This is a genomic window from Methylobacterium sp. D53M, assembly GCF_053345625.1.
The window spans coordinates 196,321-216,824 of record NZ_JBKFAL010000008.1 but is presented as its reverse complement, the minus strand read 5'-3'; the positions used below and the strand labels follow the sequence as shown (position 1 = coordinate 216,824).

Annotated in this window: 16 protein-coding genes; 13 read left to right on the top strand and 3 right to left on the bottom strand. The window is 66.1% G+C overall.

Annotation, left to right across the window (positions count from 1 at the left end):
* Positions 1 to 170 precede the first annotated feature (170 nt).
* Positions 171 to 740: a hypothetical protein gene (locus ACLBYG_RS14770; protein WP_447681928.1), complete on the bottom strand. Its 570-nt coding sequence runs from the start codon at positions 738 to 740 to the stop codon at positions 171 to 173.
* 603 nt (positions 741 to 1,343) lie between these two features.
* Here ACLBYG_RS14770 and ACLBYG_RS14765 point away from each other — a divergent pair.
* Genes ACLBYG_RS14765 through ACLBYG_RS14740 form a run of 6 tightly spaced genes read left to right on the top strand, consistent with a single transcriptional unit; the run spans position 1,344 to position 7,598 of the window.
* Entirely contained in the window at positions 1,344 to 2,570 is a 1,227-nt protein-coding gene (locus ACLBYG_RS14765) for a transporter substrate-binding protein (protein ID WP_447681927.1), read from the top strand.
* A complete protein-coding gene (gene urtB / locus ACLBYG_RS14760) occupies positions 2,563 to 4,116 on the top strand; it encodes an urea ABC transporter permease subunit UrtB (RefSeq protein WP_447681926.1) in 1,554 nt (517 codons plus the stop codon). The genes ACLBYG_RS14765 and urtB overlap by 8 nt, the downstream gene beginning before the upstream one ends.
* The gene (gene urtC / locus ACLBYG_RS14755; protein WP_447681925.1) at positions 4,113 to 5,213 is read left to right on the top strand and encodes an urea ABC transporter permease subunit UrtC; all 1,101 of its coding nucleotides are present in this window, start codon (positions 4,113 to 4,115) and stop codon (positions 5,211 to 5,213) included. Before urtB ends, urtC begins: the two co-directional genes overlap by 4 nt.
* A complete protein-coding gene (locus tag ACLBYG_RS14750; RefSeq protein ID WP_447681924.1) occupies positions 5,210 to 5,920 on the top strand; it encodes an ATP-binding cassette domain-containing protein in 711 nt (236 codons plus the stop codon). The genes urtC and ACLBYG_RS14750 overlap by 4 nt, the downstream gene beginning before the upstream one ends.
* Positions 5,917 to 6,630 (top strand): urea ABC transporter ATP-binding subunit UrtE, encoded by a 714-nt coding sequence (urtE, locus tag ACLBYG_RS14745; protein ID WP_447681923.1) that lies wholly within the window; start codon positions 5,917 to 5,919, stop codon positions 6,628 to 6,630. The genes ACLBYG_RS14750 and urtE overlap by 4 nt, the downstream gene beginning before the upstream one ends.
* Before the next feature lie 20 nt (positions 6,631 to 6,650).
* A complete protein-coding gene (locus tag ACLBYG_RS14740; RefSeq protein WP_447681922.1) occupies positions 6,651 to 7,598 on the top strand; it encodes an acetamidase/formamidase family protein in 948 nt (315 codons plus the stop codon).
* Between the two features lie 134 nt (positions 7,599 to 7,732).
* Here the strand turns inward: ACLBYG_RS14740 and ACLBYG_RS14735 are convergent, their stop codons facing one another.
* Complete coding sequence (locus ACLBYG_RS14735; protein WP_447681921.1) at positions 7,733 to 8,095, bottom strand: transposase; 363 nt, start codon at positions 8,093 to 8,095, stop codon at positions 7,733 to 7,735.
* Positions 8,096 to 8,956: 861 nt separating this feature from the next.
* Entirely contained in the window at positions 8,957 to 9,991 is a 1,035-nt protein-coding gene (locus ACLBYG_RS14730) for an alpha/beta fold hydrolase (protein WP_447681920.1), read from the bottom strand.
* 26 nt (positions 9,992 to 10,017) lie between these two features.
* Here ACLBYG_RS14730 and ACLBYG_RS14725 point away from each other — a divergent pair, with 26 nt between their 5' ends.
* The 7 genes from ACLBYG_RS14725 to ACLBYG_RS14695 all read left to right on the top strand — a co-directional run bounded on the left by ACLBYG_RS14725 (position 10,018) and on the right by ACLBYG_RS14695 (position 20,504).
* Positions 10,018 to 12,180: an ABC transporter substrate-binding protein gene (locus ACLBYG_RS14725; protein ID WP_447681919.1), complete on the top strand. Its 2,163-nt coding sequence runs from the start codon at positions 10,018 to 10,020 to the stop codon at positions 12,178 to 12,180.
* Positions 12,177 to 13,760 (top strand): GMC family oxidoreductase, encoded by a 1,584-nt coding sequence (locus ACLBYG_RS14720; protein WP_447681918.1) that lies wholly within the window; start codon positions 12,177 to 12,179, stop codon positions 13,758 to 13,760. The genes ACLBYG_RS14725 and ACLBYG_RS14720 overlap by 4 nt, the downstream gene beginning before the upstream one ends.
* Positions 13,761 to 14,156: 396 nt before the next feature.
* The gene (locus ACLBYG_RS14715) at positions 14,157 to 15,119 is read left to right on the top strand and encodes an ABC transporter substrate-binding protein (RefSeq protein ID WP_447681917.1); all 963 of its coding nucleotides are present in this window, start codon (positions 14,157 to 14,159) and stop codon (positions 15,117 to 15,119) included.
* Positions 15,120 to 15,128: 9 nt separating this feature from the next.
* The gene (locus tag ACLBYG_RS14710; RefSeq protein WP_447681916.1) at positions 15,129 to 15,998 is read left to right on the top strand and encodes an ABC transporter ATP-binding protein; all 870 of its coding nucleotides are present in this window, start codon (positions 15,129 to 15,131) and stop codon (positions 15,996 to 15,998) included.
* 1 nt (position 15,999) lies between these two features.
* Positions 16,000 to 16,845, top strand: a complete 846-nt coding sequence (locus tag ACLBYG_RS14705) for an ABC transporter permease (protein ID WP_447681915.1) — start codon at positions 16,000 to 16,002, stop codon at positions 16,843 to 16,845.
* 59 nt (positions 16,846 to 16,904) lie between these two features.
* Positions 16,905 to 17,825, top strand: coding sequence for an acetamidase/formamidase family protein (locus tag ACLBYG_RS14700; protein ID WP_447681914.1), 921 nt, complete (start codon positions 16,905 to 16,907; stop codon positions 17,823 to 17,825).
* A 726-nt stretch (positions 17,826 to 18,551) separates the two neighbouring features.
* Positions 18,552 to 20,504, top strand: coding sequence for an FAD-binding monooxygenase (locus tag ACLBYG_RS14695; RefSeq protein WP_447681913.1), 1,953 nt, complete (start codon positions 18,552 to 18,554; stop codon positions 20,502 to 20,504).

The window sequence follows — 20,504 nt, the reverse complement described above, 5'->3', positions numbered from 1 at the left end:
ACTCGAACGATCGCTTTGGAGAAGCTCAAACGACGTTCCCAGCTACCGAAATGGGTCGCGAGCCGAGCGGCAGCTCGGGGTGGTTCCGCATTGGCCCGCTTCCGAGCAGCAAGATGTTGAAGCGGACACTGCACCTCGCTCCTAAGGTCGTCTGCCGTCCGCCGAAGGTCTCATACTGCGAACGGGGCTACTGCCCACGCCATGCCGGACTTCAAATCGTCCCGCGTTCCTGCGATCCACTCAGCTAATGGCAACAGCCGAAGGCCGTAGGGCTCGGCCATACCCTGAGCCTCCGAAACATACGGTGCATGATCGCCAGGGCGATGGACGACTTGGACAACGTGTGTGATGCCACGAGGGCGAGGGTGATTATTCGCCCATGTACCTCCGCCCTGCTGCAAGCCGATCGTCGCAAAGGGCGGCAGTTCCGCGATGGTGATATGGTCGCCCGCCACAATGACGCCGGAGCGCCGTTCCAAGTTCTCGATCAAGCGGTCCGACCAAGTGTGGACCGCCACCACGTCTGCGTCGCTGAAGAGCAGGCGTCCGGCTTCACGGTTCGCAGCAGCCATACCTTCGGAGAGGAGCACAGCGGTCCAGCCCGAGCAGTCGATGACGGGAGGATGATCGTTCAGCCCGCTCGCCTTGGTTCCCCGCTTGTAGCCGACCCGTCCGGTGTACCGCTCCACGAGCGCCCACATTGCTGAGCCTGTTGCGTCGATCCACGAGGCGTCGTTCATGCGCGAAGCACCTTCTCAGGGCTTCAAAGGTAGCCCAGCGAACGTCGCTCAACCACCCGGATCCATAGTCGTCAGACGGGAGGACAGCGTCTGCTTTTGGAGAAGAGCCAAGCGGAGTGCAGGCGGCCGGGTTGGGTCGATAGGAGGCCGTCCGCTTTTAGGGGCGGCCTTCTCAGAAGCGGACTAGCGGTTTTCGGCCAAATTCAGCCGGCTGCTGAGCGCCCATCTCGGACGCTCAAGCCAGCCTCTGCATGCGATGTAAGCTGACACGCACTGACGCTCTTCGGGATTGCCACTTCAAAAAATTCCACATCCGCCCAGACCTTGGAATGGGTACCTCCTCAGTCTTTCAGGTCGAGCATGACGAGCGGCAACGTCTTGCAGGCGCCCCATCGTCCCTTGGACGTTGCGCCAAGATGAAGGTTTTCAGGGACATTATATCCGGGATGGCAATTTTGACGTTCGCAGTCGAACAGCGCCCGTGATTCACGCAAGTGCTGCTAAAATGCGCAATGCCGTCGCTGGCTTGCAGCCTCTTTGGTCTTCCCGTCACGCGGAGGCTGGTCGACAATCGGGCTGTAATCCATTGGAGCTTCGGGGTCGATGACGCATCTCACGCGGCGCAGCTTCGTTGGCACGGCGGCGTTGCTGGCGGCGCCGGCTCTCACCCGGTCCGCCTTCGCGGCTGACACCGTGAAGCTCGGCTGCCTGTTCTCGTCTTCTGGCACGATGGCCAACCTCGAAGGCCGGCTGAACCACGTCGTCCGCATGGCCGCCGATGAGATCAACGGACGCGGCGGCGTCAACGGCCGCCAGATCGAAGTGCTAACCTCCGATCCCGCTTCGGACTGGCCTCTCTACGCCCAGATCGGACGGCAGATGCTCCAGCAGGAGAAGGTTGCAGCCCTGTTCGGCTGCTGGACCTCGGTCTCGCGCAAGTCGGTGCTGCCGGTCGTCGAGCAGAACGACGGGCTGTTGTTCTACCCTCTCCACTTCGAGGGCGACGAGAATTCCAAGAGCGTCGTCTACGTGAACTCGCCGCCCGCGAGTTCCGTGCTGCCCGCTGTCGATTACCTGATGGGCGCGGAGGGGGTCGGCGCGAAGCGCTTCTTCATGATCGGCTCGGACTACGTCTGGCCCCGCACGATCAACAAGCAGCTGAAGGGCTACTGGAAGAGCAAGGGCATCCCGGAGAGCGCGTGGCGTGAGGAGTACGTGCCTTTCGGCTTCTCGAATTTCCAGACGCTGGTGAATCAAGTCCGCAGCTTCGCGAGCCAGCCAGGCGGCCAGCCGATCGTGGTGCTCACCGTGGTCGGGTCCTCGATCCCGGATTTCCTGCGCGAGTTCGCCAACCAGGGCATCAGCGCCACCGATGTGCCGATCCTAGGCCTCGACATGGTGGAAGCGGATCTCGAGGGACTCGATACCGCCAAGCTCGTAGGCCACCTAAATTGCTGGGCCTATCTCCAGGCCGCCAAGGGCGACCGGAACACGAAGTTTCTCGCCGATTGGGCCTCCTACGTGAAGGCCAAGAACGTCCCGTTCAGCGCCGACACGGTGATCGACCCGATGGTCTCGGCCTACGACAGCGTCCATCTCTGGGCGCTCGCCGCCGCCAAGGCCGGCTCCTTCGCGGTGCCGGACGTGCGCAAGGCTTTCGCGGGCCTGAGCTTCGACGATCCGTCAGGCTACACGCTGACCATGAACGGCGAGAACAACTACGTGTCCCGCGGCGTCTTCATCGGCTCGGTCAACGAGAAGCGCGGCTTCGACGTCCTCTGGCAATCCCCGGACGCCCCGAAGCCGGTTCCGTTCAGCCCCTATGGTTGATCTCGAACGGTCCTCGGTCCGCGCGGTCCTCGCGCTTTGGTGCCTGTTCGTCTCGGTTCTCCCGACCGTGGCCGCATCCTTCGACCGGACGGCCTTCGCGGCGGATCTCTGCGGCGACGGCCATGCGCAGATCCGTGGGGCCGAGACCCTCGTCCAAGCGGCCAGTGATCTGCCGCCGGCCGAGCTCGTCTTCGCCGGAGACCTCCTCAGCGCCCTGGCCGAGCGCCGTCTCGCCTGCCCGGCGGAAGCCCGCGCACCGGTCCTCGGCCTTCGCCAGCGCGCTGCCGTCGAGACGGCACGCGGTACCGTCGCGCTGCTGACCGACCCGAATGCGGCCGTCCGCGCCGCCGGCCTTGCCGTCCTGGAACGGCGCATCGCCACCGTTCCGGCATCCGTGCTCGACCGCGCCCGCGACGCGGAGACCGACCCCGCGCTGAAAGGCATGATCGCCGGCTTGGCCCAGGCGGCGGCCCTCTCCTCGGCCGATCCGGCCCGGCGGCGGGGGGCCATCGCAGCCGTGGCCGCAAACCCGTCCGAGGCCACCCTGGTGCGCCTCGCGGCGCTGAAGAGCGATCCCGCCTACGTTTCCGATCCGGGCTTCCGGGTGGACCTCGACGAGGGCCTCGCGCAGGCATCCCGGGCGGTGAGGATCGGGAACGGTCTCGCGGTCGTCTACAACGGGCTGAGCTTCGCCAGCATCCTGTTCATGGCGGCGGCGGGACTCGCGATCATCTTCGGGCTGATGGGCGTGATCAACCTCGCCCAGGGCGAATTCATCATGCTCGGCGCCTATGCGACCTACGGTGTGCAGGAGGTGTTCCGCCGGCTCGCCCCCGGCTTCATCGACATCTACCTTTTCGCCGCCGTCCCGGTGGCCTTCATCGCGGTCGCCTTAGTGGGGATCACCGTCGAGGCGCTGATCCTGCGCCATCTCTACCGGCGTCCGCTGATGAGCCTCCTTGCCACCTGGGCGGTGAGCCTCTTCCTCGTGAACCTCGTGCGAGTCACGGTCGGCACCCAGAACCTGCAATTCGTCATGCCGGCTTACGTCAGCGGCGGGGTCCCACTCTACGCCGACTTCGTCATGACCTGGAACCGCCTCTTCGCCATCGGCTTCGCGGTGGCCACTCTGGCGCTCACCCTGCTGATCCTTCGCCGCACCCCGCTCGGCCTCGACATCCGCGCCGTGACTCAGAACCGTGACATGGCCGCCTGCCTCGGCCTTCCGACGCGCCAGGTCGACCGTCTGGCCTTCGGGCTGGGCTCGGGCCTGGCGGGCCTCGCCGGGGTGGCACTTTGCCCGATCTACAGCGTCAATCCCGGCATGGGCTCCGGCTTCATCGTCGATAGCTTCATGGTCGTGGTTCTGGGAGGTGTCGGCAGTCTCGCTGGGACCCTGGTGGCGGCTCTCGGGGTCGGCGGCGCCAACGTGATCATCGAGCCGATCTCGGGAGCGGTCGCCGCCAAGGTCATCGTCCTCGTCGGCATCATCCTGTTCCTACAGCGCCGGCCCGAGGGCTTGTTCGCGGTGAGGCGGCGGCGATGAGCGGCGCGATGCTGACCGCCCTGGCTTCGGCGGCCGGCCCGGCGCGGCGCGGCGTGGGCGATCCTCTGGTCGCGGGCCTCGTCGGGCTCTGCCTCGCGGCCGCGGCAGGGCTCCTCGTCGCGCCACCCGCCCCGTACCTCGTCAACGCCCTGGGCCAGCTTGCCGCCTTCGCGATCCTCGCCGTCGCCCTCGATCTCGTCTGGGGCTATCTCGGGATCCTCAGCCTGGGGCACGGCCTGTTCTTCGCCATTGGCGGCTATGTCTGCGCCATGCATCTGCTGGCCCATGGCGTCGCAAAGACGGGCGTGCTGCCGGACTTCGTGCAGTTCATGGGCTGGAAGAGCCTGCCGGCCTACTGGGTGGGCCTCGACCACGCCGCCTACGCCTTCGTCCTCGCGCTGGGGCTCGCCGGTTTCGTGGCCTTCGTGTTCGGGCTCGCCTCGTTCCGCTCGCGGGTCAACGGCGTCTATTTCTCGATCATCAGCCAAGCGCTCGTCTACGTCGCGATGCTGCTGATGTACCGCAACGATACCGGGCTCGGCGGCAACAACGGAATGACCGGCTTCCCGCTGCTATTCAGTTGGCCGATGGGCTCGCCGGGCGTCGTGACCGGGCTGGCGGTCGCCGCGCTCTTGACATTGGCGGCCGTGCTCGCGGGCACGCGGCTCCTCGTCGGCAGCGCCGTGGGGCGGCGGATGCTCGCCTGCCGCGACGACGAAACCCGGCTGCGTACCCTGGGATACAGCACGACCCGGCTCAAGCTCGGGATCTGGTGCCTCTCGGCCATGATCGCTGCGCTGGCGGGCATCCTGTACGTGCCGCAGGTCGGCATCATCAACCCGCGGGTGCTAGCACCCGATCTTTCGATCGAGATCGCCGTCTGGGTGGCCATCGGCGGCCTCGGGCGGCTCGGCGGGGCGGTGATCGGTGCGGTCCTCGTCAACGGCCTGAAGTTCTGGCTGAGCGCCGCAATGCCGGAGGCATGGCCCTTCATCCTGTCCGGGCTGGTGCTGCTCGTGGTGCTTGTCCTGCCGAATGGGCTGCTCGACCTCGTCGGATGGCGCCTGCGCCCCAGCTGGTTACGGGGAACCCGATGAGCGCCCTCGTCGTGGATGCCCTGACGGTCGCTTTCGGCCGCTTCACCGCGCTCGATCACGTCTCGATCGCGGTTGATCCCGGCGAGGTACGGGCCGTGATTGGCCCGAACGGCGCCGGCAAGACCACGCTGCTCGACGTCATCTCGGGCGTCACGAAGCCGGTTTCCGGCCGGGTGATGCTCGGTGACCATATCGACCTGACGAAGCGCTCGGAGGCCGAGATCGCCCGTGCCGGCGTGCGTCGAAAGTTCCAGAAACCCAGCGTCTTCCCCGCGCTCACCGTACGCGAAAATCTCAAAATCGGCTGCGGCCCCGCCCTCAGCCGTCGCGACCGGCCGGTGCGCATCGCCACCGTCCTCGGGCAGATCGGCCTGGCGGCGCGGGCCGACGTGCCGGCCGGCAGCCTCGCTCATGGCGAGAAGCAGTGGCTGGAGATCGGCATGGTGCTAGCCGCCGAGCCCGCGCTTCTCCTGCTCGACGAGCCCGTGGCGGGGCTCTCCGACTCAGAGACCGCCCAAACCGCCGCACTCATCCAGGGCTTGCGCCGGCCGAACCGGGCGATCCTCGTAATCGAGCACGACATGGCTTTCGTCGAGGCCATCGCCGACCGGATAACGGTGCTGCACGAAGGCCGCACGCTCTACGAGGGCAGCATGCAGGGCGCCCGCGAGGATGCCCGCGTGATCGAGGTCTTTCTCGGTCGATGACGCACGCCACCGTACCCGCCCGCCTCACCATCGAGGGGCTCGATCAGCATTACGGCAGCGCGCAGGTGCTGCGCGGGGTCGGCATCGCGGTCGAGCCGGGGGCGTGTCTGGCCGTGCTCGGCCGCAACGGCGCCGGTAAGACCACTCTGCTGCGCTGCCTCACCGGCCTGATCCCGGCGAGCCAGGGCCGGATCGCCCTCGACGAGGTGGAGCTGACGCGCCTGTCTTCAGATCGGCGCGCCCGGGCGGGCCTCGCCTATGTGCCGCAAGGGCGCGAGATCTTTCCTGACCTGAGTGTCGCCGATAACCTGCGCGTGGCGGCTCGTGCCAACGGCCTCGAACGGACCGACGCGGTGGACGAGGCGGTCGCCCTGTTCCCGGCGCTCCGGAAGCTGTGGCATCGCCCGGGGGGCAATCTCTCGGGCGGTCAGCAGCAGCAGCTCGCCATCGCCAGGGCGCTTGCGACCTGGCCGCGCGTCCTTCTGCTCGACGAGCCGACGGAAGGCATCCAACCCTCCATCGTCTCTGACATCGAGACGGTGATCGCCGGATTCAAGGGTCGGATCACCGTGCTGCTCGTGGAGCAGTATCTCGAGTTCGCGCTGCGGGTCGCCGACGCTGTGGTGGTGCTGTCCCGGGGCAGCGTCATCGCGCGCGGCGACCCCGCGACGCTGAACCACGCGACCCTCACCCGACACATCGCGGTCTGATGAACAGCCCAGGAGACGCCGTGCCTACCCATCACGAAATCCCCGCCACCCCCGAGACCATGGTGCTCGGCTATTTCGACGCCGCGCTGCCACCCGTGCTGACGGTCGAGTCCGGTGACACCGTCACCCTTCACTCGCACCCGGCGGGCGGGCGCGAGTCGCTCCATCCCGACCCGGCCCGCGTGCCGGCCGACCTGCTCCACGCCCTGGAGACGCTGAAGCCCGGCGGTGGCCCGCACTTCGTCACCGGACCGGTCCATGTGGTTGGCGCAGAGCCGGGCGACATGTTGCAGGTCGAGATCCTCGATCTGAAGTTCCGCCTGGACTGGGGTTTCGTGTCGATCCTGCCGCTGCTCGGCACTCTGCCGGACGAGTTCACCGACTACGAGACGATTCACGCCGACATCGACACCGCCCGCGGAATCTGCCGATTGCCCTGGGGGACGGAGCTGCCTCTCGACCCGTTCTTCGGCATCATGGGGACCGCCCCACCGGCCGCCTGGGGCCGTGTCGGCTCGCCGGTGCCCCGCGCCTTCGGCGGCAACATGGACAACAAGGAGATGAGGGTCGGCACAACCCTGTATCTGCCAGTTTTCAACCCAGGTGGCGGCTTCTACGCGGGCGACGGCCACGGCGTGCAGGGCGACGGCGAGGTCTGCATCACGGCCCTGGAAACGGGGTTGACCGGCACGTTCCGGCTCACCGTGCGCAAGGACATCCCGGGCGCATGGCCCTTCGCCGAGACCCCCACCGACCTAATGTCGATCGGCCTGCACGAGAGCTTGGACGAGGCCATGCGGCAAGCCGTGCGGGAGATGGTGCGCCTCGTCTGCGCCCGCACCGGCCTCACCCGCAACCAAGCCTACATGTTGTGTTCGCTCGCCGGGAATTTGCGGATCACCCAGACGGTAGACGGCAACAAGGGCGTGCACATGCTGATGCCCAAGACGGCTCTCCCCGGGACATGACGGCATCGGGCGCGCCCTTCCCGGAATGGTCGGGGCGCGTTCTCAGGCGGGCTCTCGCCGGTGCAGCGACGCACTCCCCCCGCTCATGAGTCCTGCACCTGTCCATTGTTTGTGCATCGATCTCGGCAACAGCCCTAATCGGCAGTTCGCACGAAGGCGAAGCGACCGATACAGCTCTCGCCACCACGATAATGGGGCCTCTGGCGCAAGGCTGTGCGCGGGGAGATAGCGGGGCGGGCCGCCTCGCCTCGCCACGGTTGGACCGTCATCGCCGCGCGCAGGCGCTGCACCTCGGCCTGTAGGGCGACGTTCTCCTGCTCGACTCGATCGAGCCGAGCCACGCCCGCAGGTTTGAGCCCGCCGAGGCGGCGTCGCCACCGATAGAAGGTGCCGAGCGAGATACCGGCGCTCGCGCAGATCTCCACGATCGATATGCCGCCCGCGGCCTCGTCCAAGAGAAGGGCGATCTCCTCATCCGTATGCAGGGATCGGCTCATCGAGGATCTCCAGATGCGTCAGACATGGGGGGTCCGTTCGATCAGCCACGGGCAAGAAGCGGACCGAGGGTCCACGTTCGACCGTGCGACGGAGCGTTGGCGATCCGGATGACCGGTGGCCGAAACACCGGCACCGCGTAAAGAAAATCGCCCTGTTTGCTCCGATAGCCACCCACACACTGCTCACTCTTTTGCCCTTGCCAAAGGCACCAGATCTTTCTCCTCGCAGTATTTTCGTCTCACGTGCTAGACACTGCAGGATCTGATGGCGCGGAACGATCTCCTCGCGGGGATCGAACTCCGGCGGACTCCCGCCCTCTAGGCGCGCACGTTCCGTTCGGAGAAGGCGGGATCAGCGTCTGGGCTATCATCTGCAGCCTGGGTTCACACCTCCCATGAGCGGCAAATCAATCAGCCCTCGATCGAGGGTCGCGAGGTATATCTGCTGCAAAGCGCGATGAACTTCCGTTCCGATGGATGACTTGGGCCGATATATGCCTGTCTGCTTTCCGGCGGCTCTGCTCCGCAGACTTGCCGCTTCTGGCCATATTGCGTTACACCGTATCACTATCGCGCAGAACCGAGCATCCTGCTTCGCGTCCATCTCGGCCGCTCAAGCACTCTTCTTTCGTCGTCCAGAACGGACGTCCCGATTTTCCCGAGCGTTCAATGAGTCAGGCTAGCGCTCGTTGACGTACAGACCGTCGGGAACGTTGGTACTGCCTTCCTCTGCCGAGTCATGCCGACGCAGCTCGGCGTCAGGATGAACGCGAGCGTCTGCCGAGCTTCGATCAACTTATGCGATGCGCGAGTAGCGACGCTCGAGACGGCTCTCCCCACGATGGCTGATAGGCCGGGCTTTCAGGGCCCGCTCGCTTCAGCCGAGGCAAGGAAAGCCCGCACGGTGTCGCGGAGAAAGGCCGCATCGGCCGGATTGGTCGAGGGATTGCCGGCGCGGTGGCCCCAAAGGCTCGGGATCGGCCGCAAGACGGCATCGCGCAGGTGCGGTAGTTCGGCGGCGTTGTCGGCGACGCGGAAGTAGAGATCGGTCTCGCCCGGCATCAGCAGCAGCCGGGCCGTGATCGCGCCCAGCGCCCGGGCGAGGTCGCCGCCGTAGCGCGGGTCGCGGCTGATGTCGCCCGCATCCCAGGTCTGGAGCTGCGCATACAGATCAGCTGCCGGACGGCGGCCGAAGCGCTCCTCCCAATCGGTGCGCAGGAAGGTGTCGAGGTCCGGGGCGCCGAGGGCGGTGCGGTGCAGGTCTGCCCGGTAGAAATCCTGGCTGAGCGCCCAGCCCGCGTAGATACGCCCGAAGGCCCGGAGCGCCGCGGCGGGCTGGGCCGAGAATCGGCCGGCGCCGCGATGTTCCGGCGCGGCCTCCAGCACCGTCATGAGGCCCTTCAGGAACACGCGGTTGTGGGTGGCGGTCCGGGCGCTGCCGCAATTGATCACCGCGCGGGCGACCTGCTCGGGAAACAGCGCCGCCCAGTGGTAGGCCTGCTGCGCCCCCATGGACCAGCCATAGACGGCATGCAGACGCCCGATCCCCCACACCTCGGCGAGAAGGCGGCGCTGCGCGTGGACGTTGTCCCAGGCGGTGACGAGGCCGGGCCAGTCCGGCGTGTTCGACGGGCTCGACGACAGGCCGTTGCCGAACATGTCCGGGATGACGATGAACCAACAGCTCGGATCGAGCACCCCATCGGGCCCGATTAGCCATTCCAGATCTGTATGCTGGGCCGAATAGCTCGTCGGATAGAGCACGACATTGTCCCTGGCGGTGGACAGCGTCCCATGCGTCTTCCAGCGCAGCTGCGCTCTCGGCAGCACCGCGCCCGACTGTAGCGTCAGGTCGCCGAGTTCGAAGGTTCCGGTGGCCGTCGCCCAACTGCTCACGGGCGCGGCGTCCGAACGGATCCGACATGCCAGTGGCCGTAGTCTGGCTGGCCCACGCCGAGGCGCAACGCCGCCCGGGCGTCTGGCGGGCGGTAGAACAGGATCAAGGTGTGGAGGCGATGCTTGGCGTGGAAGGGCATGTTCCGCATGAGGAGCCGCATGAGGCCGTTTATCAAGGCCGTGCGCATGCTGGTCAGGCCATTGTCGTCGATCGTGCAGAGCGTGTGCTCGGTGAGGAGGCAGAGCCGCAGGAAAAGCTACCCGAAGTTCCGCGGCCCGATCCCAATTCCGGGGGGGAGCGCCAGATCAGCCAGCCGGCCCCGGCCAGCATCAGGACATGCGCGTCGAGGTGGACGGCACCGCACCTGTCCGAGCTGAGCGACAGCGCCGTCACCTCTGAGCCAGTGAGAACCCCTGCGCGCGTGGAAGCCGCTCATTCCCTGAACCGCGTGACCGCCTCGAAGACGCGCGAATACGGCATCATCCCTGACGATCCCTCCGATCGTATACCGGACACTCCCTCATGCCGGCTCAACCGCGATCGCCAGCCGAGGCGCGATCGCCAGCCGAGGCGCGATCGACTTGGTATTCGGCTTGCCTCTGCGGCCCAGGCAAAGGGTGAATGCGAAATGAGACGATCCTGGTTTTCCGGCCTATTCGCGGCCGTGGCTCTGCTCGCGCCGGGGTCCGCCGGCGCGGAAACGACGCTGAAAGCGGTGCTGGAAGCCGAGATCGTTACCCTCGATCCCTACTTCACCACGGCGTACATCACGCGAACCTTCGGCTACATGGTCTACGACACGCTGTTCGCGCCCGACGCGACGGGCGTGTTCCGGCCGCAGATGGTCGACACATGGTCGGTGTCGGATGACCGACTCACCTGGCGCTTCACCTTGCGCGACGGGCTGCGCTTCCACGACGGCTCGTCGGTCCGGGCCGCCGACTGCGTCGCCTCGCTGCGGCGCTGGGCGGCTCGCAGTGCGCTGGGCGGCCGGCTCATGGACGTGACGGCCGCCCTCGACGCCGTGGACGACCGGACCTTCGTGCTGACGCTGCGGGAGCCCTACGGCCTCGTCCTCGACACACTCGGTACGACGTCGAGCCCCACGCCGTTCATCATGCCGGCGCGGCTCGCCGCGACGCCCCCCACGACGCAGCTCTCTGAGGTCGTGGGATCCGGCCCATTCATCTACGACCGCGCAGCGCACGTCCCCGGCGACCACATGCTTCTGCGCCGGAACCCCGACTATCGACCGCGTCCCGAGCCGGCCGACTTCCTGGCGGGCGGCAAGGTCGTGAAGGTCGACGCCCTCGACGTCCGCGTCATCCCCGACGGGGCGACGGCGACGGGCGCACTCGGCGTGGGCGAGATCGACTACATGCAGTATGCGCCCTTCGACCTGATCGGTCAGATGGAGTCCAAGAAGAGCTTGGCAGTGACGAACTTCACCGGCCCGCACAGGTTCACGGGCCACTATCGCATCAACACGGCGTCCAAGCCCTTCGACGACCCGGCCATCCGGCGCGTGCTGCTGCGGCTCGTCGATCAGCGTGAGGTCTTGGACGGGTTCGGCCTCGACCCGCGCTTCTCGCAAACCTGCGACGCTTTCTTCATCTGCGGCTCGCCCTACGAGACGCATGCCGGAACGGGCCTCTTGCACGACCCTTCGGTGGCGGCGGCACGGTCCGCTCTGAAGGAGACTGCCTACAAAGGCGAGCCGGTGATCGTGATGGTGGCCAACGATCTCGAGGCGGCGCGCGTGTCCTCGACCATCTTAGCCAATCGGCTGAAGGAGGCCGGCTTCACCGTTGACCTGCAGGTGATGGATTGGGCAGCCCTACTCGCCAAACGCACCAAGAAGGCCGGCTGGGGCCTCTTCGGCATCCATGCGCTGGGGCTTGATCTCAGCTCGCCTCTGACCAACTCCGCGATCAACTTCAACTGCAAGGACGCAGCGAGTTCCGGGTTCATGTGCGACCCGCGCATGGTTGGCTTGTTCGACCGTTTCGCCCGCGAGCCTGATCTGGACAAGCGGCGCACCATCGCGGGGGAGATCCAGACCATCGTCTACGACGAGGGCCTGGTCGTCCCGTTCGGCCAGTTCGCGCAGCCCGCGGCTTACCGGACCTCGCTCACCGGTCTGATCCCCTCCGCTATCCCGCTCTTCTGGAACGTCGCGAAGCCATGAGCGCAGCCCCATACGATATCGTCGTGGTCGGTGCCGGCTCCGCCGGGGCGGCTTTGGCAGCCCGCCTCTCGGAGGATCCGCGACGCCGGGTGCTCCTGCTGGAAGCTGGACGCGACTGGCGCTCCACCGATGCGCCGCCGGCGCTGCGCTCGGCCAACATCATCCCGTTCATGTATGACCCGGCCCATCAGGCGGACTGGCAATGGCCGGGACTGATGAGCCGGCGGACCCGTGCGCAGGAGCCCCGCTTCTACTGGCGCGGTCGCGCGCTCGGCGGCAGTTCGACGGTGAACGCGCAGATCGCGATCCGCGGCGTTCCCGCGGCCTTCGATGCCTGGGCGGATCAGGGATGCACCGGCTGGTCTGCCGCGGATGTGCTGCCTCTCTTCGACCGGATCGAGGACGATGCCGATTTCGGCCTAGAGGACAGCTGCCGTCGCGGAGGTCCGCTCCCCGTGTATCGCGCGAAGCCGGATGCCTGGGGCGCGGTGGATCTGGGGCTCCGCGCGGCCGCCCTCGCAGCCGGCCATCCCTGGAAGGCGGATCTCAACGCGCCGACGGGCGAGGGCGTCTCCTGCAACCCAATCAACAGCCGCAACGGTCATCGGGTCACCACCAATGACGGCTACCTGGAACCGGCGCGCGACCGTCCGAACCTCGAGATCCGCTGCGAGGCCCTGGTCGACTGCGTCTTGTTCGAGGACCACCGGGCGGTCGGCCTGCGCGTCCGCTTCGGTGTGGAGCCCTGGACCGAGATCCATGGCCGCGAGATCGTGCTGTGCGCCGGCGCCGTCCACAGCCCGGCGATCCTGATGCGCTCCGGGATCGGCCCGGCCGAGCCGCTTCGCGCCCTCGGCATTCCCGTCCGGCAGGCGCAGGAGGCTGTCGGCCGCAACTTCATGGACCATCCGATCCTGCGGGCGACGCTGGATTTGAAGCCGGAACACCGGGCGCTCGACACGGATGCGCGCCACACCAACTGCTGCGTCACGTACTCGAGTGGCCTCGCGGGCGGCGGAGAGCGCGACATGATCTTCGTCGCCTACAATCATCGGACCCTGACCGGGCCGGAACCGACGCCGCAGGGCGCCGTCGGCGTCGGGCTCTACGACGCGTTCTCGCGCGGGACGATGCACCTCACCTCGGCCGATCCGGAAGCCAACCCGGCCATCGAAGAGAACATGCTTGATGATCCACGCGATCGCCTGCGCATGCGCGACGCGGTGCGCCGTCTCGCAGGTCTGACCGCGCATCCGGCCCTGGCCGGTCTCGCGACGGCGATCCGGTTCGGCGAGAGCCCACTCGCGATCGGCGACGCCGCGCGCCTCCCAGACGACAAGCTCGATGCCCTGATGCTCGCCGAGGCCGGCGACATCCAGCACGCCGCCGGCACGTGCCGCATGAGCGGCTGGGCAGACGCGTCCGGTGTCGTAGATCCGGATCTCAAGGTCCGTGGCATGGACGGGTTGCGGGTTTGCGACGCCTCCATCATGCCGAGCGATTGTCGGGCCAACCTGCACTTCACCTGCGTGATGATCGGCGAAAATCTTGCTCGACGAATGTCGAAGAGCGATTTCTAACCAGACCCGGATCACATTGCGCAGCACTGTCGGCATTCGATCGACGAGTTTTTGCGCCTTCCGCGGTGCGGCCGATCGGGGACGAGCGATCGCCGTTGAAGCGTAGCAGTTGATCGGCTCTGTTGGTCCATTGCGGTGGCATCGATCAGAGTTTCTCGCTGCTTCCCGAGCTTGCCGACCGGATTCCATATCGAATGGCGCGCTATTTCCGCGAACGAGGGTTCGGTTTGGCAGCCAATTTGCTTGAGCGAATGCCCGACGGCAGCGGCCGCACAATACGGTGCTTCGACAGTCGCCCTTTCTCGGCACGCGCCTGACTACCTCATCGACTCCCGCGGAGCTCGTATGCCTCAGCCCTGGTCGCCCCTGCTCCATCGGCGCTCGATCCTGAGAGGAATGACTGGCCTAGCGGTCGGCGCGGCATGGGCGCCGACCGCCACGCGCGCCGCAGGCCTCAAGACCGTCCGCTTCAGCGAGGCCGTCCACAACCTCGGCTACATCAATCTCTACGTCGGGATGCACGACGGCATCTTCGAGAAGAACGGCCTCGCCATGCAGGTGAGCGCCGCCGGAGGCGACACCCAGACCTTCGCGGCCGTGCTCGGGGGCTCGGCGGATTTCGCAATCGGTGACCCCACGATGGTGGTGATCTCGCGCGAGAACGGCGGGCCTGGGATGGTGGTCGGCACCGTTGTTCAGCGGGCCCACTACTTCGCGGTCTCGAAGTCGGTCGATCCCTTCACCGACCCGAAGGGCTTCAAGGGCAAGCGGATCGCCACCTCGCCGGAACCCAACACCAACTTCAGCGTGACCAAGCGCCTCATCGAGAGCAATGGAATGAAGCTCGGCGTCGACGCGACGATCGTGCCGGTGAGTCCCGGAACCGAGATCGCCGCCATGCTCGCCGGCGCGGCCGACATCGCGGTCGCCTACCAGCCCGGCGTCGCTCAGGCGGTGGCGCAGGGTGCAAAGATCGTGTTCGATTTCTCGAACTACGTCGGGCCCTTCTGTAATACCGGGATCATGGTGCTGCCCGGAACGATCCAGAAGGATCCCTCGACCGTGCAGGCCTTGGTGACAGCCTTCGAGGAGGCCGGGCGGAGAACCTACAGCGATCCCGATTACGCCAAGAAGGTCGCACGGCTGGAATTTCCGGACCTCCCGGGCGACGTCGTGGACGCTGCCATCGATGCCGAGCTGAAGTATAAGATCCCGGCCTCCAGCGTCGTGACCGAGAAGGACGCTTGGGAAAGCCTGATGGGCATGCAAAAATATCTAGGGAATATTAAAGGCACGCTCGCCTTCGATCAGGTCGTCGACAATACGTTCGCCGACAAGGCTGCGAAGCGCGCCGGCTGACCGGCCCCCATGTCCGAACGTACCCTGCAAGCGGAGGCCCGCCCCGGGTCTTCCGTGCCTCCGCTCTTCGTCGAGCATCTCGCCAAGGCGTATCGGACGGGCGGTCGCATCCTGCCTGTCGTCGGCGATCTGACCTTCGCGCTCGCCCGCGGAGAGATCGTCGCGATCGTCGGCCCGTCGGGCTGCGGGAAGACCACGCTCCTCAACGCCGTCTGCGGTCTCACACCGGCGGACTCGGGCCGCATCCTCTGGAACGGCATACCCCTCGACCGGCGCGGCCGCACGCCCAGCGGGATCGGCTACATGCTGCAGAAGGACCTTCTGCTGCCCTGGCGCACGGCCCTCGACAACGTGAAGCTCGGCACCGAAATGCGTGGGATGCCGCGCGATCAGGCCGACGAGCGGGCGCGCGCGCTCCTCGACCAGCTCGGCCTGCACGGTTTCGCTGGGGCCTATCCCGCGACCCTTTCGGGCGGCATGCGCCAGCGGGTGGCGCTTGCCCGCACCCTGATCAACGATCCGGACGTCCTGCTGTTCGACGAGCCCTTCGCGGCGCTCGACTTCCAGACGAAGTTGCTGATCGAAGCCGACACGGTGCGGCTCGTGCGCGACGGCGGCAAGTCCGTGCTCCTGATCACGCACGACATCGAGGAGGCCGTCTCGATTGCCGACCGGGTTCTGGTGCTGAGCGGGCGGCCGACCAGCGTCAAGGCCGCCTACACGATCGACCTCGACTGTGCGCCCGATGACATGATCGGGGCCCGGGAGAGCGCTGGCTTCGGCGACTACGTCCGCCAGATCTGGGCCGATCTCGATATCCCACGCACCACGGTCGGCGGCGCCGGTCGTGGCATCAGCCGCGCTGCAGCGAGGTCTTGAGATGTCGGACGCCGCGACCGGACCGGCAACCGTGATCGGGACGAGCCGGGATGCCCCGCCAGCACGGCCGCGCGATAGTACGCGTTTGCGCTCAGGCGCGCTCGTCCTCTTGGTGCAGATCGCACTCCTCGCAGCCCTGCTGGCGGCCTGGGAATGGCAGACCCGCCAAAGCCCGCAATCATCCTTCCTGTTCGGCTCGCCCTCGGCGATCAGCCGGTTCCTCTGGCAGGGCCTCGCCGACGGTACGCTCCTGCGCGATGCCGGCGTCACGGCCCTCGAGACGGGGCTCGGGTTCCTCATCGGCAACATCGTGGGCACGCTCGCCGGTCTGTCGCTCTGGTACTCGACCTTCGTCTCGCGGGTCGTCCAGCCCTTCATCGTCGCAATCGGCTCGATCCCGATCATCGCCCTCGCCCCGATCATCATCATTTGGTTCGGGACGGGGCTCGCCTCGAAGGTCGCGATGTCGACGCTCTCGGTCGTGGTGGTCGCCCTCGTGACCTCCTACAAGGGCGCGCTTGGCGTCGACCCGGACCAGATCAACCTCCTGCGGACCCTCGGCGCGCGTAAGCCGCAGATCTTCGCCAAGCTCGTCGTGCCGTCGAGCCTCGCCGATATTTTCGCTGGCCTGAAGCTCACCGTCGGCTTCGCGCTGATCGGTGCCATCGTCGGCGAGTTCATGTCGTCGTCCGTGGGCTTGGGCCACGCCATTTTCCAGGCAGGATCCCTCTACGCAATCCCCAAGGTCTTCGCCGCGCTGGTCGGCACGATCGCGCTGGCCCTTATCCTGACCTTCCTGGTCGGCCGGGCCGAGCGGCTGCTCATGCCCTGGCGGGATCATCACTGACCCACGCCACCCCTGGACACCGACGCCATCGCCATCGCCATCGCCATCAGGAGCCCCATTTGACGCAGCGCATCAGCAAGCAGGGAACGATCAAGTACGCCCTCTCGGGCGACGAGCCCTTCGTCGCGACGATCGCACCGGGCGAGATCGTCACGGTCGAATGCGTGATCAACATCGGTGACGGTGTCATCAAAGGGCTCGGACAGAATTTGACCGAGGCCGACGTCACGTTCCCGTTCGTGAATGGGGCAACCGGCCCGATCGAGGTCGCGGGCGCGAAGCCGGGCGACATGCTGAAGGTCGAGATCCTCGACATGGAACTCGGCCAGAGCGGTTACAGCTCCCTCTGGCCCGGGCACGGCATGTTCCCGGACTGGGTGCGCCGCAAGGAATGGGGCATCCGAACCAAAGTCGTCGACGTGCGCGACGGCCATGTGATTTGGAATGACCGGCTCCGGCTGCCGGTGAAGCCGATGGCCGGCGTCATCGGCGTCGCGCCGGTCCACGGCGCGGTCCTGACGGTCGACAACGGCACGCATGGCGGCAACCTCGACGTTCAGGAGGTCACCACCGGCAATACCGTGATGCTGCGGGTCGAAAAGCCCGGCGCGCATTTCTTCATCGGCGATTGTCACGCGCTCCAGGGCGACGGCGAAGCCGTCGGTATGGGGGCGATCGAGATCGGTGCGAACGTGACCCTGCGGGTGAGTCTCGTGTCCGCGCCGGCGCGGCTCGGCCACCCGCGGATCGAGACGCCCACGCATCTCTGCACACTCGGTTGCGCCCGTCCGCTCGAGGACGCGATGCGCATCGCTTTCGCCGACATGATCTACTGGCTCGCCGATGAGTGGAACATCCCCGAGCCGGAGGGTTACCTGCTGCTCGCGCAGATCGCCGAGGCGCGCTGTACGCAGATGGTCAATCCGAAATACACGTACATCTGCAAGGTGCCGAAGGCAATCCTCGCCGCATTCCAGTGAATTCATGGGCAGATCGGCCATCCGATGATGGGCCGGACGCGGACCGCTGAGCCGCGTAGTCCATCGTGTCCGCTGCACGGCACCGAGGCTGTGCGGCGGGGGATCGGATCTGATTGAAAATGTGCATAATATTCATTCTGACTATATAATTAAGAGCTGAAACCAAATAAAATATATTTCCATTTAACGGCGCTATGACGCTCTCATCGGAAGCATACATGGCACACGTATTTCAAATTGACGGGACAATTAAGGAGTCCTCTGGCTTGTCCCGCACGCTCGACGCGACTGATCTCTCCCCCCGCATGATTCTGGCGCTTCCGGCGAGCTGATTTCCTATCAGTTTTTCTTCGAAGCAGCTACTCCGCTTACTGCCAAGTCCGGACAGCCGGTTCGCCCTTCTGGCGGCCGGGCGAGTCTGTCTGGGAGTAAGCCAGATGCGGAAGGCGCCCAGGATCAGTTTGCAGTTCAGTCCGGAAATTCGAATCCTGTGCTGGAACACTGCACGCGACCTCGGGCTTGATCGATTTTCGTGCGAGTCGCGCTCAATGCGCCGGCCGCTGTCGTACATCACAGATTGTGTGTACCGCATATTGCAGGACACTGATCTAGAAGGGCAGCGAGACTGTCGTTGTCGCTACGACTGTGTTTAGATGAATGTGCCGAAACGGATCTGCCGCTAGAGACCGTTTGAGGCCCCCGATAGCAGGCCGAGAATTTGCGCGGATGCAGTTCCATCTCAACGGCTACAAGTCCGGGGATCCAGCGATCGCCGAACCACCAGCGGTAGAAGGGACTCCACACTTAAAGGGCGCATCGCCGGATCTGGTCGATGTCCTAATAATCGGTTGCGGACCGACCGGCCTCACACTCGCCGCGCAACTCGCGGCCTTCCCCAACATCACGACTCGGATCGTCGATCGGAAGCGCGGCCGCCTCCTCGTCGGTCAAGCCGATGGGATCGCGTGCCGGACGATGGAGATGTTCGAGGCATTCGGCTTCAGCGAGCGCGTCCTCAAGGAGGCGTACTGGGTTAACGAAACATGCTTTTGGAACCCCGATCCCAGCCAGTCGAACGTGATTACCCGCACTGGCCGCATCGTGGATACGGAGGAGGGGTTGTCCGAGTTCCCGCACGTCATCATGAACCAGGCGCGGGTCCACGACTTCTTCCTCGCAACGATGCAGAACGCGCCCACTCGCCTGGAGCCGAGCTACGGACGCAACTTCCTCGATCTGGCTCTCACGGACGCCGAAACGGGCGACGGCATCGAGCCATCCAGCGACTTCGACTTTCCGGTCAACGTCAGGCTTGAGCGGATCGACGATTTGCAGACGTCTGCCGTCGAGACCGTACGCGCGCGCTACATCGTCGGGTGCGATGGGGCCCACAGCGCCGTGCGTGGCGCTGTGGGCCTTACAGTGCACGGTGACTCCGCCAACCAGGCGTGGGGCGTCATGGATGTACTTGCCGTGACTGACTTCCCGGACATCCGCCTGAAGTCCGCCATCCACTCCGCCAAAGAGGGCAGCCTCCTAATCATCCCGCGCGAAGGTGGTTACCTCGTGCGCATGTACATCGAACTCGACAAGCTCGACGCGAATCGGCGCCTGGCAAGGGACGCGGTGACGGTCGATCACCTGATCGCGGCGGCGCGGCGCATCCTGCACCCCTACACGCTGGAGGTGAAGGAAGTCCCATGGTGGTCGGTCTACGAGATTGGGCAGAGGCTCTGCGAAGCCTTCGATGATGGCGGCCCTGCGCACCGTGAACATCGTTCGCCCCGGATCTTCATCGCTGGCGATGCCTGCCACACGCACAGCCCGAAAGCGGGCCAGGGCATGAACGTCTCGATGCAGGACGCCTTCAACCTCGGCTGGAAGCTCGCCGCCGTGGTCCGCGGGCAGTGTACACCGCAGATTCTCCAGACCTACTCGATGGAGCGTCGCGCCGTCGCCCAGGAACTCATCGACTTCGACCGTGCGTTCGCCCGCATGTTCAGCGCCCCGCCCAGGCCATCCGACGTGACGGGCGGCGACGGCGTCGATCCGGCCGAGTTCGAGCGGTACTTCGTCAAGCATGGCCGCTTCACCGCCGGTACCGAGACCTGCTATCCGCCGTCCCTCATCACCGGCCAGTCCACGCATCAGAACCTCGCCGAGGGCTTCAGGATCGGGACACGCTTTCATTCGGCGCCGGTGATCCGGCTGGCCGATGCTAAGCCACTTCAGCTCGGCCACACCGTCAAGGCAGATGGCCGCTGGCGCTTGTTCCTGTTCGCGGATCCGGAGTCGCCCGACGCGCGATCCTCGCGACTGCGCACCGTGTGCACGTACCTGGCCGAAGCGGACGACGCGCCCATCCGGCGGTTCACACCCGCGGGCGCCGACATCGACTCCGTCATCGACGTGCGGGCGATCCTGCAGCAGGGCCACCGGCAGTTCGTTCTAGGAGCGATGCCACCGCTGCTGCGACCGCCGAAGGGGCGTTATAACCTCGTCGACTGCGAGAAGGTCTTCTGCCCGGACCCGAAGGCCGGCGATATCTTCGCACTGCGCGGCGTTTGGCGGGCGGACGGTTGCATCGTCGTCGTGCGGCCGGACCAGCACGTCGCGCATGTGCTGCCCCTGGACGCCCATGCCGAACTCGCGGCCTTCTTCGATCGATTCATGCTGTAG